Origin of the sequence: Posidoniimonas polymericola (genome assembly GCF_007859935.1) — a bacterium.
GTDB lineage: Bacteria > Planctomycetota > Planctomycetia > Pirellulales > Lacipirellulaceae > Posidoniimonas > Posidoniimonas polymericola.
In genome coordinates this window covers 288,298-302,655 of the sequence record NZ_SJPO01000002.1, presented here as the reverse complement: position 1 = coordinate 302,655, position 14,358 = coordinate 288,298, and the positions used below count along the sequence as shown (strand labels likewise).

The window sequence follows — 14,358 nt, the reverse complement described above, 5'->3', positions numbered from 1 at the left end:
TCACGGCTGATCAGCACCAGTAACCCACGAGTCCGCCGGCGATTGCCGGCGGGCTTCTTTTGTGCGCGGCGGGTAGTTGGCAAAAAGAGCCTGCCCTGGGAGGACGCCCTGGCGGGCGACGTTAAGGGCTTGCGGCTAGGGGCGACGCTTGAGATTGTTTGGTGGGGCTACCTGCCCGGCGGGGGCTGGTAGAGCTTGCTGAGGTCGATGCCGCCGCGTTGCTCTTCTTCCATCAGCGACATCCGCTTCTCGAGCTGCTCGAGCCGCCGCGCGATCTGCGGCAGCGGGTTCTCGTCCTGCGCCACCACCGAGTGACGCGGGGCCTCTGGGTAGCCGAGCTGGCGGTGCAGCGAGTTGAACAGGTAGACCGGGTCCTTCTTGCGGTTGGCCAGCGCGATGCGGCCCTCGCGGTCGCCGAACAGCGGCGTGGCGGTCGTCGGCTGGGCGGGCGGCTCCTCGCCCCGCGAAGCGCGGGCCTGGCGGGTGGCGTAGTGCTCGCTGTTGACGTAGATCAGGTCGGCGATGTCGACCATGCCGACCTGCCGGCGGACGCGGAGGATCCACTCCCGCCAATCCGCGCTGAACGACGCGTCCTCGGCCATCGCGCCGAGCCCGCGGTCGTACGGCAGCCGGTTGCGGCACAGCACCTCGAACTGGAACAAGAACAGCCCCTGCACCATCGGCGGGTGGCCCGCCGCGTCGCCCGTGGAATCGCCGGCGCGGTACTCGGCGTCCCGCCGCAGCACCTCGAGCCCGACCCGCAGGTCGAAGCGGCCCCGCTCGTCCTCGGCCTGGTTGATGATGAACGCCTGGAACGGCGTGAAGTAGTGCGGCAGCTTGCTCATCGCCGTGCCGAAGGCCCCGGCGTGCCGCAGCTCGCTGAGCATGAAGTCGATCGCCATCGGCAGCCGGGTGGTGGCGAGCACCTCCTCGCGGACCGACTTGAGCACCTCCTGAGCCGGGATGTTCTCCCGCAGCCGGGCCGCCAGCGAGCCGAAAAAGTGCGCCTGCTCGACGTACTCCTCGCGCCCCAGCGGGGCGATCGGGTTGTCGGACGGCGGCGGGGGCGTTGCGGTCAACGGGGGACGCTCCGGGGTGAAACTTGCGGGAATGCCCCTTATTCCAAAGGGGAAATGGGAAAGGCGAACGGGGATTGCCCTGAAAGGCGCCCTCGTCTTTGGGCATTCCTCTTTCGCCTTTGGCCATAGGGCCCGGCCCCGCCCTCGCTGCGGGGTTGCCTTCGCTTGTATAATACCCCGATCGGCGGGGTCGGATAGCTCATTCGCACACGCGCCCGCCGTTGATTCCCCCCGTTGCTCCCCCGTGTCCAGGAGGTTACCGGCCGCCGTGCCCAGCCGTTTTTCGAGTATCGAGGACGCCGTCGAGGCGATCCGCCAAGGCCGCGTCGTGGTGGTAGTGGACGCCGAGGACCGCGAGAACGAGGGTGATTTTGTCTGCGCCGCAGAGAAGGTCACCCCCGAGACCGTCAACTTCATGATCACCCACGGCCGCGGCCAGCTGTGCGCGCCGCTGCTGCCGGAGGTGAGCGAGCGGCTCGGCCTGCACCCAATGGTCGAGAACAACAACGCGCCGCTGCGGACCAACTACACCGTGCCGGTCGACCACCGCACCGCCCGCACCGGCATCACCGCCGGCGAGCGGGCGACCACCATCCAGGAGCTGTGCAACCCGAACAGCGTCCCCACCGACTTCGTCCGGCCGGGGCACCTGTTCCCGCTGGTCGCCAAGGAGGGGGGCGTCCTCCGCCGCGCCGGCCACACCGAGGCCGCCGTCGACCTCGCCCGCATGGCCGGGCTGACCCCGGCGGGCGTGCTGTGCGAGATCCTCAACGACACCGGCGACCGCGCCGACCGCGACCAGCTGACCGCTTTCAGCGAGCAGCACGGCCTGCCGATCATCTCGATCGAGCAGCTCATCGCCTACCGCCGCGTCCGCGAGAAGCTGGTGCACCGCGAGGCGGAAGCCAAGCTGCCGACCAAGTACGGCGAGGGCCGCATCATCTGCTACCGCGTCGAGCACGAGACCATGGAGCCGGTCGTGTTCACGATGGGCGACCTCGCGTCGGCCGACGCGCCGCTCGTGCGGCTGCACTCGTCGTGCTTCACGGGCGACCTGCTGGAGTCGCTCCGCTGCGACTGCGGCGACCAGCTGCACATGGCGCTCGACATGATCAGCCGCGAGGGCGTCGGCGCGCTGGTGTACCTGCCGCAGGAAGGCCGGGGGATCGGCCTGCCCGCCAAGATCAAGGCCTACGCCCTGCAGGACGACGGCATGGACACGGTTGAGGCCAACGTCGCGCTCGGCTTCAAGGTCGACCCCCGCGACTACGGCGTCGGCATCCAGCTGCTCAAGGACCTGGGCCTGCGGAAGATCCGCCTGCTGACCAACAACCCCAAGAAGACCGACGCGTTTGTCTACGGCGGCTACGACCTCGAGGTCGTCGACCAGGTGCCGATCGTCGGCCCAATGAACAAGCACAACGAGAAGTACCTCAGCACCAAACGCGACAAGATGGGCCACCAGCTGCCGGGCAAGTGATTCGAAAGGGGAAGGGTTAAGGCGAAAGGGGAATGCCCCGTTCGCAAGGATTTCCTTTCGGCATTCGCCTTTCCCCTTTTGTGCTGCGGCTCTCCCCGCCACTCGCTTTGTAATTTGACGACCACCGCCGCCTTGCTCAAACTCCACGCCAACGTGTTCGCCGAGCCGCCCGCCGCCATTGATGGCCCGGTGGTCGAGCTCCGTGGCCAGTCGCTGCCGACGCTCCTGAGCCAGACCGGCGGCCCGCCCCAGTTTGTGGCGGCCATGCCGACGCCGTTCGAGCAGATGCAGCAGGCGATCCGCGAGCTGCCGCGTTCCGACACCGAGCCCGACGGCTACTTCCTGATCACCGGCCACGAGCCGGTTGCCGACGGCGACCCGGTCTTCTGGCGGCTTAACGGCCACATGCACGAGCACCAGGGCCGCATGCACCGGGTCGAGCTGCACGGCGAGTGCCCCGCGAAAACGCTCGACACCGTGCTCCAGACCATGGGCTGGCCCGATCAGCCGGTCGTGTTCCAGCTGGTCCACGAGGGCGTGACCCTGCGTGAGCCCGAGTTCCGCGCGTGGGCGGCAAACGCGTAGGTCAGGCTGCGCCCGACGCCTTTCCTATTGGTGTGGGAAGCAGAGCTCCAAAAGCCGCCATCGACGCATGACCCTACCGCGAGAGATTGTCGGCCAGTTCATCGACGCCACGGTTAACGACCACGCCGCCGCCGAACGGTTGCTCGCCAAGTACCCGGGCCTGCGCACCGCGACCTGGCTCGGCGACGAGTGTGTGCTGAACTTCCTAGTGATCGAGCGTTTTCTGGCCGGCATTGAATTTTGCTTGAAGCACGGCTTCGATGCCAACTTCCGCGACGATGACTGCGGCACGACGCCGCTGCACTACGCTTGTGTGCTCAACTACCCGGAGATCGCCGAGGCCTTGCTCGACGCCGGCGCCGACGTATCCGCCGCGTGCGGAGCTCTTGGCGCCCCACTGGCAACAGCGGTCCAGTCGGGCAACGCCGCCTTGGTGGACCTCCTGCTCACCCATGGCGCTGACCCCAACTACGAAAGCGTCTTTGGGGAATCGGTGTTCGACGCCTGGCCGGTTGGCGCGGAGACAGAGCTCGCCACGGTGTTGGAGAAGCACCAGGTTCGGCGTTAGTAGGGGCGAGGCCTACGACGCGCAAAAGCCGCGATGCTTGCGGTTGGCTAGCGTGCCTTAGGCCCGGCATTCATGCCGGGTCAGCGGTGGCGAATAAAGGCGAAAAGCCCCGTTAACGGGGCTTGATCGTTGGCTTAAGCCATGGGACCCGGCACGAATGCCGGGCCTAGCGTTCCTCCGATTGGCCGCGGATCGGAATGGGCGCTTTCTACAGCAGCTTGCCCAACAGCGGCGCCAGCAGCGTCACTGCCAAGAGCGCCACCGGGTACACCGCCACGTAGGCAGTCGACGGGGCCGACGAGTCGGCCACGCGGGTCACGGCGCCCAGGCCGGGCGTGCTGGTCATCGCGCCGCACACGGCGCCGAGGCTGTTGAGCGCGTCCCAGCGGAAGGCGTAGCGGGCCAGGCCCCAGGCGCCGGCCAGCGGGGCGATGGTGACAATCGCCGAGGCCAACAGCAGGCTCGCCCCCTGGCTCTGGATCACCTCCCAGAAGCTGGCGCCGGCGTCGCACCCGGCGCCGCCGAGGAACAGGATCAGGCCGAGGTCGTTGACGAACCGCCGGGCGGCGACCGGCATGCGGAAGTTGATCTTCGCGATCCGGCCGAAGTGCCCCGCGATCAGGCCGGCGGTGAGCGGCCCGCCCGCCATGCCGAGCTTGAACGACACGGCCGGCGAGAGAGTGATCGGGATGTCGCCCACCACCACGCCGGCCAGCAGGCCGAGGGCAAACGGCAGGAATGGGGTCTCGTTGAGCCGCTGCGCCTGGTGGCCGATGATCGGCTCGATCCGGGCGAGGTCGGCCACGTCACCGACGACGCGCACCTCGTCGCCGAACTGCAGCGTGGTGCGGCCCTGCGGCACGAACTCGAACTCGTCCCGCCAGATCCGCGAGATCGTCACGCCGTGCCGCTCGCGGAGGTGCAGGCTCTCGAGGCTCTTGCCGCAGATCGCCTCCTCAGTGACGATCAGCGTGGCGGACGAGATCACCGACTTCGGCTCCTTGAAGCCCGGCTCGCGGGGGCCGAGCAGCAGCTCGAGCTTGTCGATCTCGGCCTCTGTGCCGACGATCCGCACGTGCTGGTCGACGCACAGGCGGGTCGAGGCCTGCGGGGTCATCGCCACGTAGGTGTCGATCACCCGCGAGATCACCGCGTCGGAGACCGCCGCCGCCTCGACCTCGCCGATGGTCTTCCCCTCGATCTGCGGGTTGGTGATCCGCAGCCACACGGCCTCGATGCTGGGCTGGCCGTTGCCCTGGTTGGAACGCTCGATTTCCTTCTGCCAGTCGATCTTCAGGACACGGGGGGCGACCTGCACGAACAGCACCACGCCGATGACGCCCAGCGGGTACGCGACGCCGTAGCCGACCGAGATGGTCGGGTCCTTGAGCGTTTGGAGCGAGGCCGCCAGGCCCGGCGTCGAAGTCAGCGCGCCGGTGTAGATGCCGGTGGTGAGCATCGCGTTGATGCCGAGCAGCTTGGCGCAGCCGAACGCGGCAATCCAGGCCACACCGAGCGTGAACACAGCCAGCACGAGGTACGACAGGCCGTAGCGTTTGACCGTGCGGACAAAGTGCGGCCCGGCTTGCAGGCCGACCGAGTAGGTGAACAGCACCACGCCGAGCGCCGTGAACGCCTTCGGCAGCACCACGCCCCAGTGCCCCATCAGCATCGCGGCGAACAGCACGCCGGATGCCCCCAGCGAGATCCCCCACCACTTGATCCGCCCCAGCAGCATGCCGGCCGCGATTAGGGCCGAGAGGGCGAGCACCGGCTGCTCGTTGAACTGGGTAACTAGCTGATCCATTGGGGCGGGGTCGCGAGGTGAGGAACGCGAGGCGGGACCAGCAATATACCTCGATTTGGGTCCGCCCCCCAGCGCCTCCTGCTGGATGCGTAGTACTACCAGCCGGTGAGTCGAAAAAGGGGGACTGGCTCAAGGCCCGCTGCTGGCTTGAACCTGCAAGGGTCCGCCACGGCCTCGTACCTGTCCCGCTTTTGCGACGGTCCATTCCTAGAGCGCCGCTAGAAATGGGGACCGGCACTCAACCGCATTCGAGCTCGCCACGCGACGACTGTCTGCCTTGCGGTTGCGAGCCAGTCCCCATTTCAAGCTCCCTTAGCCGTTCGGGGACTAATACAGCAGGTGCGGCTCGGCCCGCTCTCGCCAGCCGGGCGCCGCAGTCAGCTCGGCGACGAGCCGCGGCAGGTCGCGGTGGCTGTCGGCGAGCAACTCGCCGACGCCCCGCCGGCCCACCAAGAGGTCGAAGTGCCGCTCGCCGGAAGGGTTGGCCGCGGTCGGGTAGGGGCGCCAGGCGAACGCTCCGGGCGACTGCCGCATCACAATGGCGAGCAGCGCCAAGCCGGCAGCCACCGGCCGAACTTCCGCGGGGTCGGTGACGATGAGTCGCACGCCTTGGCAGCGCTCGCCCGCGTGCGGCTCGAGGGTTGGAGTGAACGCGACGGCTTCGCTAGCGATTCCCGGCAGGGCGGCCTTGTTGAACGCCTCGCATGCGGCGTCGGCGTCGAGCCACGGCGCGCCGACCTGCTGGAAGGCTTGCGGCGTGCGCCGGCCGACACTGAGGTTGGTCGCCTCGAACAGGCAGACGCCCGGGTACAAGAGCGCGCTCTCGTAGCAGGCGATCGCTGGCGAGGTCGGCACGAACGGCGCGCCGGTCGCCGGCTGATGGTCGCCGCGGTCCCAGCCGGCGGTCGGCACGACAGTCAGCTCGACGCCGAGCTGCTCTTCGGCGTTCCAGAGCCGGGCGAGCTCGCCAATCGTGAGCGAGTGCCTGACCGGCATCGGGTACCGCCCCAAGAACCCACTGCAGGCGTCGACGTCGAGCAGCGGCCCCTCGGCCGCCGTCAGGTCGCCGCCGATGGGGTTCGGCCGATCGAGCACCGTGATCGGCAGCCCGAGTTCGCCGCCCACCTCGAGCAGGTGCGACAGGCTCCAGATGTAGGTGTAGAACCGGGCACCAATGTCCGGCAGGTCGACCAGCACCCCATCAAGGTCGGCGAGCGCCGCGGGCAATGGCCGGAGCCGCTCGCCGTACAGGCTCACGATCTCCAACCCAGTCGCCGCGTCGACCCCATCGGCGACCCTCGCCCCATCGGCCGCGTCGGCGGCAATGCCGTGCTCCGGCGAGAACAGCCGCCGCAGTTCGACGCCCGCCTGCACGACCGCCACGCGGCTCAGCGTCGCCCCGTCCACGGTCCGAGCGGCGTCGTTGGTGAGCATGCCGTAGCGGCCCGGCGGGAGCGTGGCGGCCCCGCGGGTGAGTTGGTCGACGCCGTAGGCGATGGAGGAAGAAGTCATGCATGAGCTAGTGCAGGGTGCCGGGGGCGCTCCCGTCAGGGAAGCCCCCGAACGCCGACGGAACACGGTCGCGACGCGTCGGGGGCTTCCGCTATCGCGGAGCGCCCCCGGCACCCAATTCTTGAGACCCTTTCCGATCTGTACTGCGGCTAGGAAGCGGACTCTCCACGTGAGCTATTAAGCAACTGCCCACAAATCGTCCAGTACACGTCCATGTCGGAAAGCTCAAGGTTTTGTTCGTCGTCACTGCCACCGAGAAACAGGGGAACCTTGTAACCGACGTACTGGTTGTACGCCGGTGGCGCACCGCCGGAATCGATCCAACGAGAGAAGAAGTCCGATGCCAGCGCGTCGTTGCGATATTCGACGAGTTCGACGTTGTGAAACGCTTGGAGGTCTGCCGGTACCTGCATCGCTTCCCCGGCGCCTGGTTCGAGCAGCAGCACCTGCATCCGCCCATCCACGACCCGCTTTCGATCAAGAGCGAAGTGGCGTCCCAGCCAATCGAATGCAAAGCAGACTAGGCGGTTCGCGAACCGCGGGAACACCGCTGTAATGCTCTCTGTCCACGCCATCAGATCGCCGCTGCCGTGCAAGCGGTAAAGGCCGCTCTCGAACGTCCCGCCTCCGTAGTCCCCAATCAGCTGCGAGAATCCTGGAGCGTACGGTTCGACGGCGGTCAGAATACTCTGGTTCGATTCGCGGGATTCGAGGTTGGTCAGCTGAAAACTCGAATTGAACTGATCGAACATCCGTTTGCTCTGATAGGCCTGGACTTATTCGTGATGATAGATATTGCTACGCCTTGCCAGTCGCCCACTCCACCTCATTCACCTTCGCCAACGCCAGCATCAGCGCGTGGGTGCCGTCGCGGGCGTGGCCCTGGGCATGAGCTCAATTGCGGCTTCGATTGCTGCGTTCTAGGTTGAATCGAAATGCCAGACCGACCACCAGCAGGAGCACCGCATTTGGTTCGGGCACTGCGGTGGAGCGGAAGTCGACTACCACCGGCAGGTGATCATAGAAGCCGCGGTCGACTCGGACGAAGACGTCGTTCGGTTGCAGCCCCGTGGCGGCGAGGTCTGTGGCAGACATGGTCGTCGAATTGAGGACGAACTTGTTGGCGGTGGTGAGCACGCTGTCGGTGTAGAGCACGAAGTCGAGCACCCCTGGGTCGAAGACGTCGCTGTCGTCCCGCCAAGTGTAGTTCTCCGGACCCACCCCATTGTGCAGCGGCAATGCGTTAGCAAGAGAAGTGCCATCCCAATCGGGCGGGGAGTCTTGGCCCTCATACACCACGCCGCCGTTAAGCAGGGTCTCTAAGGGTCGTCCCGAGCGAACGATGTTCAAGTCGCCAAGGATCAAAATCGGCGTCTGGGTGGGGAGGTCGACGCGACCGCCCGGTGTGCGGAGGTCCTGCAAATGGGCGATCATGCGGTCCGCTGATAGCTGCCGGCTATACTCGTTGTTGCAGCACGCGTAATGATCGTTCATGATGAACAAGTCGACGTCGTAGTGCTGATCAGGGAGATCGATGAGCGCTTCGGCCCAGCCGTTTCGGCCGCTCACGGACTTGAATGGGTAGCGGCTGACAATAACGTTGTCGCTGTACTGGTGGGTGTGCCACTGCTGGCCATCGGGCAGCGGGGCGACAGCCGACATCAGCTCAAAGACATCCTGCGCCGAGTGGTTGTAGATCTCTTGCAGGTTGAGCACGTCAGCGTCCAACGCGTTGACTACCCGCGCAAACCGTTCGGGGGTCTCCGGGTCCGTGCGAGCGTTGGGTGAGAAATTGGCGTCAAAGAACACGTTGTAGGTAGCGACACGGAGATCGGTTTCCAAGAATCGGTCGACGAACGTCGACGCGAAGACTCGCGGACTCGACAGGAACATATCGACGCCGAGCGTCAGAAGGAACGCCGCGTATCTCAAAGTTCGTTTCATGAGAACCCTTAGGAACTGCGAGCAGCCGGCCGGGACCGCGCGCCCGTCGCCAGACCCCCATTCTAGCTAGCGGCCGGGAGGCGTGCCGGTCTCCCACTCCACCGCATTCAGCTTCGCCAACGCCAGCATTAGCGCGTGGGTGCCGTCGCGGGCGTGGCCCTGGGCGGCGGCGGCTCGGTAGAGTTGGTCGCAAAGGGCCAGGCCGGGCAGGCTGAGGTTCATGCGGCGGGCCTCCTCGAGCACGATCCGCATGTCCTTGAGGAAGTGCTCGATGTAGAAGCCGGGCTCGAAGTTGCCGGCGATGATCCGCGGCCCGAGGTTGGTCAGCGACCAGCTGCCCGCCGCGCCGGAGCCGACCGACTCGAGCACCGTGGCCGGGTCGAGGCCCGCTTGGGCGGCGTAGAGCAGCGACTCGCAGACGCTCACCATCTGGCCGGCGACCAGGGTCTGGTTGACGCACTTGGTGTGCTGGCCGGCTCCGGGGCCGCCCTGGTGGACGATGGTCTTGCCCATCAGCTCCCACAACGGACCCAGGTCGGCGACCGTCTGCTCGTCGCCGCCGATCATGATCGAGAGTGCGGCGTTCTTCGCGCCGACATCGCCGCCAGAGACCGGCGCGTCGATGCTCACCACATTCTTGGCGGCGGCCTGCTCGGCAATCTCCACCGCGAGCGAGGGCTCGCTGGTGGTCATGTCGACCAGCACGGCGCCGCTGTTGGCGCCGGCGAGCGCGCCGTCGGGGCCGAGGATCACGCTCCGCACGTCGGCCGGGTAGCCGACGATCGAGAACACTACGTCGGAAGCCGCGGCGACCGTCTGCGGCGTGTCGGCCCACGCGGCCCCGCCGTCGAGCAGCGTCTGGGCCTTCTCATTGGTGCGGTTGTAGACGGTCAACTGGTAGCCGGCGGCCTGCAGGTGGCCCGCCATGCTGCGGCCCATCACGCCGGTTCCGATCCAGCCAATCTTGGTCGATTCAGGGGAGATCTTCATGCCGCCATCGTGACAGATTTGCGGCGCGGGTCCAAGCGACGGTTTGGCGGCCATTGGCCAACGCGGTCACCTGCTAAGGCCGCAGCCCCTCGGGAATCCCATTGGGGAATTCCATCTGGATGACCTCTTGAATGTACTTCACCCGGTTGGCTGGCTTGGGGTGCGTGCTGAGCATTTCGGGGGGGCCGCCGCCGCCGCTTGCTTCTTCGAGGACCTTCATCAGGCCGATCATCGCGCGGGGGTCGTAGCCCGCTTCCGCGCACAGTCGGACGCCCCAGCGGTCGCTCTCGAGCTCGTCGTCGCGGCCGTACTGCATGCTCACCATTTGGGCGATCGCCTGCGACATCCGCTGGCTGTTGACGTCGCCGCCGGCGACGCCGCCGGCCGCGGCCAGCCCGGCGAACAGCTGCTGCTGGGCCATCCGCTTGTTGCCGTGCCGCTCAATCACGTGGCCGATCTCGTGGCCCAAAACGCCGGCCAGCTCGCCCTCGGTTTCGAGGCGGCGGTAGAGCGCCTCGGTGATGAACACTTGGCCGCCAGGCAGCGCAAACGCGTTGACTGTTTGCGGGTCGGCCAGCAGGGTGAAGTTGAAGTTGTACGGGTTCTCGAGATCGATCCCTTTTTCTTGCTCGATCTTGGCGATGTAGTCCTCGAGTCCCCCCAACAGCCGGATGCCCATCTGCCGGACCCGCTCGGCGCCCGCGCCCCGGCTCGCCCCGCCGTGCTGTTGGATCATCTCCGGAGCGGCCTGGGCGCCGAGGGCCATCTCCTGCTCCTCGTCGGCCATCGCGACGCGTTCGGTTTCGCCGGTGATCTGGTTCTTGTCGCCGGGGCTGCCGTAGTAGGAGATCAGCGCGAAGATCGCCAGGCCGGCGGCGATCAGCAGCCGCATCTTCAGGCCGCCGCCGAACATCCCCCGCCCGCTGCTGCGGCCGTAGCTGCCGGAACTCCGCCCACGGGTTGGCATCGGAATACGCAATCTGGCCATGGTAAAAGTCGATCCTGGAACGAGTGAGCCCGACCGGGTGTGCGGCGCCGCGAACGGGTGAGGATTATTTGCCAGCAGTATAGCAATTGGGGCGCCACCGCACCCTGGTTAGCGTCAATAATTCGGGCGTCCCCCGCGGGGGCTGGGAACCTCCCTGGCGAGCCACGCATCCGATCGCCCCCACGATGAGACCGACCGTGAAACCGACCATGAAACCCACCATTCAGATCACCTACTGCACCGGCTGCCGGTGGATGCTGCGTGCGGCGTGGATGGCCCAGGAGCTGCTATCGACCTTCGAGCAGGAGCTGGGCGGTGTGACCTTGAAACCGGGCGAGGGGGGCGTGTTCGAGATCGCCGTGGAGGGCCAGCGGGTCTGGTCCCGCGAGCATGATGGCGGGTTTCCGGAGATCAAGGTCCTCAAGCAGCGGGTCCGCGACGCTATCGCGCCAGGGAAATCATTGGGGCACTCGGATAAGTGATCGAATCCCCGGTTCTCACTTAGCGCCGCGGCTCTGCCGCGTGCCGGAGGCACGGCGCTCCATCGCTTGTTAGAATAGTCGGCAGTCAAACCGCTGGACCCCCTGTAACCCATCAGGCCGCCTACGATGCAACGCCGTGACTTCCTGGCTTCCGCCGCCGCCGCGGGCCTCGCTGTTTCCGCTGGGGCTCCCACCGCCCGGGCCGCGTCCGCCCAACGCCAGTTCCACCTGAAGTACGCGCCGCACTTCGGCATGCTCGACAACCTGGCGGGCCGCGACGAGGTCGCGCAGCTCGAGTTCGCCGCCGACCAGGGGTTCACCGCCTGGGAAGACAACGGCATGAAGGGCCGCCCGGTCGAGCAGCAGGAGAAGCTCGCGAAGGCGATGGATCGGCTCGGCATGACGATGGGCGTGTTCGTGGCGTACGGCATCGGCTCGTTCGGCAAGAAGTCGTTCACCAGCGACGACGCCGGCATGAAGGAGGAGGTGCTCAAGGAGATCACCGAGAGCGTGGAGGTCGCCAAGCGGGTGAACGCCAAGTGGATGACCGTTGTGCCCGGCGCGTTCGACAACCACCTCGAAGAGGGCTACCAGACCGCCAATTGCATCGAGCTTCTGAAGCGTTGCTCAGAGATCCTCGAGCCGCACGGGATGGTGATGGTGCTCGAGCCGCTGAACTGGTGGGCCAACCACCCGGGCCTGTTCCTCCGCGAGACGCCTCAGGCGTTCAACATCTGCCGCGCGGTCGGCAGCCCGTCGTGCAAGATCCTATTTGACATCTACCACCAGCAGATCCAGGAGGGGAACCTGATCCCCAACATCGACCGCGCGTGGAGCGAGATCGGCTACTTCCAGTGCGGCGACAACCCGGGCCGCAAGGAGCCTGGAACCGGCGAGATCAACTACAACAACGTCTTCAAGCACCTGTACGAGAAGGGCTTCGAGGGCGTGATGGGCATGGAGCACGGCAAGAGCATCGGCGGCGCTGAGGGCGACCAGGCGCTGATCGACGCCTACGTGCGGGCGGATGATTTTTAGGCTGATTGTGGAAATCGCCGGGCCCGCTGTGGCATAATGGGCGGCTCTTGCCGCGTTGACTATCCCGAACAGGACGAATCATGGCGACCCTTCTCCCTCGGCTGCTCCTTCTACTGGCAACCCTGCTCACCTGCCTAACGGGATCGACTGCCCACGCGGCCGACGACGACCCGGCCGACAGCGACCGCCCCGCGCGGGTGTTGTTCGTCACGCAGAGCGGGGGCTTCCAGCACTCGTCCGTCACCCGCAAGCCGCACGAGCTGTCGCACTCGGAGCGGGTGCTGAAGCAGCTGGGCGTCGAGAGCGGCGAGTTCCGTGTCGACTGCACGCAGGACGTCGAAAAGGAGTTTAAGCCGGAGCTGATCGAGAACTACGACATCGTCGCGTTCTTCACCACCGGCACGATGTACGACCAGTCGCGGATCCTGCCGATCGACAAGGAGACCCTCGACTGGTTCCTCAATGACTGGCTGAAGCAGAAGGGGCACGGCTTCCTCGGCGTGCACGCCGCGGCCGACACCTTCGAGGACTACGAGCCGTACTGGGACATGATCGGCGGCTCGTTCGACGGCCACCCGTGGACCTCGAACGCGACCGTCACGATCAGTGTGCACGACACCGAGCACCCGGCCGCCAAGCCGTGGGGCGACGAGTTCACCATCACCGACGAGATCTACCAGTTCAAGCACTGGCAGCCCGAGAAGGTCCGCGTGCTGATGAGCCTGAACATGGCGAAGACCGACCTCAAGAAGCCGTACCACGTGCCGGTGCTGTGGGTCAAAGAGTACGGTGACGGCCGCGCGATGCACATGAGCATGGGCCACCGCGAGGACGTCTGGAGCAACGAGAAGTACCAGCAGTCGCTCTTGGGCGGCATCCGCTGGCTGCTCGGCCGCGAAGAAGCCGACGCCACGCCGAACCCCGAAGTCTCTGCCGCCGAAGACGAGAAGGCCAAGGCCGCGGTGGAAGCAGCAGCGGTCGGCGGCTGAGCCGCAGGCGATCTTGCCGCTCTGGCAGCCCACGGCCCATCACAGCCCACGGCGCCAGCGGTGGGACCGAGCTACGAGGTGCGTTCTGCCTGCTCAACCGCCATCGCCGCCGGCGGTTGGACTGGCGTCACTAATCCACGCGGCGCCGGCATTGGCTTGGTAGGCGGCTCGACGAACAGCCGGTCGCCCGGCAGCAGCTGGTAGTTGGTACGGGTGACGCCCCGCAGGACCTCCTCGTAATTGACTGGCAGCACCGCCGCGGCGCCGTTCCCCTTGGCGCTCGGCCGCGAGATATAGATTTTTGCATCGGCCGTCTGGGACCCGCCCATCTGCGCCAGTGCGTCGAGCACGGTGTCGTTGCCGGTGATTGGCAGCTGCGTGATGCTGTCGCCAGCGACCGGATTCTTGGAAATCACAAAGAACCGCTTGCTGTTGTAGGCGAACACATCGAGGGCGATCGTTTTTGCCCCATCCCGAGGCAAGCCGAGCTGCTTCTCGATCGCTGCCTGCGCCTCTTCCAGCGTCAGACCAGTAACATAGACCGAGCCAAACTCGCCGAGAACGATCCTGCCGTCTGGCCCCACCAGATGCTCGCCCTGGAGCTTGGTCAGTTCGTCTGGCGCGTCGGCAACCACGTCGAGCGTGACGACATCCGGCGGCTCGACGACGTACTCTGGCAGCGAGACCAGGAGTCCCTCGCTCGGGTAGCCCAGCAGGACCTGCAGCGTGTACACGTTCAGCGAGTAGCCAATCGCGATCCCCAGCACGAGCACCAGCATGCTCTTGAGGCTGAAGCGGGGGGTAAGCAGCCGGCGCAAGCTGGGCGAGGGGTTGAGCGGCATCAGGACCTCCGTTTGGCAAGCTAAGGGAAGCGTTCGTCGCCGAGTCTACGCCAA

Annotated in this window: 14 protein-coding genes; 6 read left to right on the top strand and 8 right to left on the bottom strand. The window is 66.4% G+C overall.

The features are described from left to right. Positions 1-167: 167 nt before the first annotated feature. Positions 168-1,079 (bottom strand): hypothetical protein, encoded by a 912-nt coding sequence (locus Pla123a_RS05250; RefSeq protein ID WP_231956334.1) that lies wholly within the window; start codon positions 1,077-1,079, stop codon positions 168-170. Positions 1,080-1,347: 268 nt separating this feature from the next. Between Pla123a_RS05250 and ribB the strand changes: the two genes are divergently transcribed. The 3 genes from ribB to Pla123a_RS05235 all read left to right on the top strand — a co-directional run bounded on the left by ribB (position 1,348) and on the right by Pla123a_RS05235 (position 3,712). Next, positions 1,348-2,559, top strand: a complete 1,212-nt coding sequence (ribB, locus tag Pla123a_RS05245) for a 3,4-dihydroxy-2-butanone-4-phosphate synthase (RefSeq protein WP_231956333.1) — start codon at positions 1,348-1,350, stop codon at positions 2,557-2,559. 132 nt (positions 2,560-2,691) lie between these two features. Continuing rightward, the gene (locus tag Pla123a_RS05240) at positions 2,692-3,144 is read left to right on the top strand and encodes a hypothetical protein (RefSeq protein WP_146584590.1); all 453 of its coding nucleotides are present in this window, start codon (positions 2,692-2,694) and stop codon (positions 3,142-3,144) included. A 67-nt stretch (positions 3,145-3,211) separates the two neighbouring features. Continuing rightward, positions 3,212-3,712 (top strand): ankyrin repeat domain-containing protein, encoded by a 501-nt coding sequence (locus tag Pla123a_RS05235; RefSeq protein WP_146584588.1) that lies wholly within the window; start codon positions 3,212-3,214, stop codon positions 3,710-3,712. Positions 3,713-3,920: 208 nt separating this feature from the next. On the opposite strand, the gene Pla123a_RS05230 is transcribed toward Pla123a_RS05235, so the two are convergent. The 6 genes from Pla123a_RS05230 to Pla123a_RS05205 all read right to left on the bottom strand — a co-directional run bounded on the left by Pla123a_RS05230 (position 3,921) and on the right by Pla123a_RS05205 (position 10,932). Beyond that, positions 3,921-5,519 (bottom strand): aspartate:alanine exchanger family transporter, encoded by a 1,599-nt coding sequence (locus Pla123a_RS05230; protein WP_146584586.1) that lies wholly within the window; start codon positions 5,517-5,519, stop codon positions 3,921-3,923. 327 nt (positions 5,520-5,846) lie between these two features. After that, positions 5,847-7,031 (bottom strand): exo-beta-N-acetylmuramidase NamZ family protein, encoded by a 1,185-nt coding sequence (locus Pla123a_RS05225; protein WP_146584584.1) that lies wholly within the window; start codon positions 7,029-7,031, stop codon positions 5,847-5,849. Between the two features lie 149 nt (positions 7,032-7,180). Then, a complete protein-coding gene (locus tag Pla123a_RS05220) occupies positions 7,181-7,783 on the bottom strand; it encodes a T6SS immunity protein Tdi1 domain-containing protein (RefSeq protein ID WP_146584582.1) in 603 nt (200 codons plus the stop codon). 142 nt (positions 7,784-7,925) lie between these two features. Continuing rightward, positions 7,926-8,975 carry an endonuclease/exonuclease/phosphatase family protein gene (locus Pla123a_RS05215; RefSeq protein WP_146584580.1) on the bottom strand — a complete coding sequence of 350 codons (1,050 nt, stop codon included), beginning with the start codon at positions 8,973-8,975 and terminating at the stop codon, positions 7,926-7,928. Positions 8,976-9,041: 66 nt separating this feature from the next. Beyond that, complete coding sequence (locus tag Pla123a_RS05210; protein WP_146584578.1) at positions 9,042-9,965, bottom strand: NAD(P)-dependent oxidoreductase; 924 nt, start codon at positions 9,963-9,965, stop codon at positions 9,042-9,044. A 73-nt stretch (positions 9,966-10,038) separates the two neighbouring features. Next, on the bottom strand, positions 10,039-10,932 hold the full coding sequence (locus tag Pla123a_RS05205) for a M48 family metalloprotease (protein WP_231956332.1): 894 nt from the start codon (positions 10,930-10,932) through the stop codon (positions 10,039-10,041). A gap of 230 nt (positions 10,933-11,162) precedes the next feature. Between Pla123a_RS05205 and Pla123a_RS05200 the strand changes: the two genes are divergently transcribed. The 3 genes from Pla123a_RS05200 (at position 11,163) to Pla123a_RS05190 (ending at position 13,462) form a co-directional block, all read left to right on the top strand. Then, positions 11,163-11,435: a SelT/SelW/SelH family protein gene (locus Pla123a_RS05200; protein WP_146584576.1), complete on the top strand. Its 273-nt coding sequence runs from the start codon at positions 11,163-11,165 to the stop codon at positions 11,433-11,435. A 126-nt stretch (positions 11,436-11,561) separates the two neighbouring features. Further along, positions 11,562-12,473, top strand: a complete 912-nt coding sequence (locus Pla123a_RS05195; RefSeq protein ID WP_146584574.1) for a hydroxypyruvate isomerase family protein — start codon at positions 11,562-11,564, stop codon at positions 12,471-12,473. Between the two features lie 80 nt (positions 12,474-12,553). Next, a complete protein-coding gene (locus Pla123a_RS05190) occupies positions 12,554-13,462 on the top strand; it encodes a ThuA domain-containing protein (protein ID WP_146584572.1) in 909 nt (302 codons plus the stop codon). A gap of 71 nt (positions 13,463-13,533) precedes the next feature. On the opposite strand, the gene Pla123a_RS05185 is transcribed toward Pla123a_RS05190, so the two are convergent. Further along, complete coding sequence (locus tag Pla123a_RS05185; protein ID WP_146584570.1) at positions 13,534-14,304, bottom strand: polysaccharide biosynthesis/export family protein; 771 nt, start codon at positions 14,302-14,304, stop codon at positions 13,534-13,536. Between the last annotated feature and the right edge of the window lie 54 nt (positions 14,305-14,358).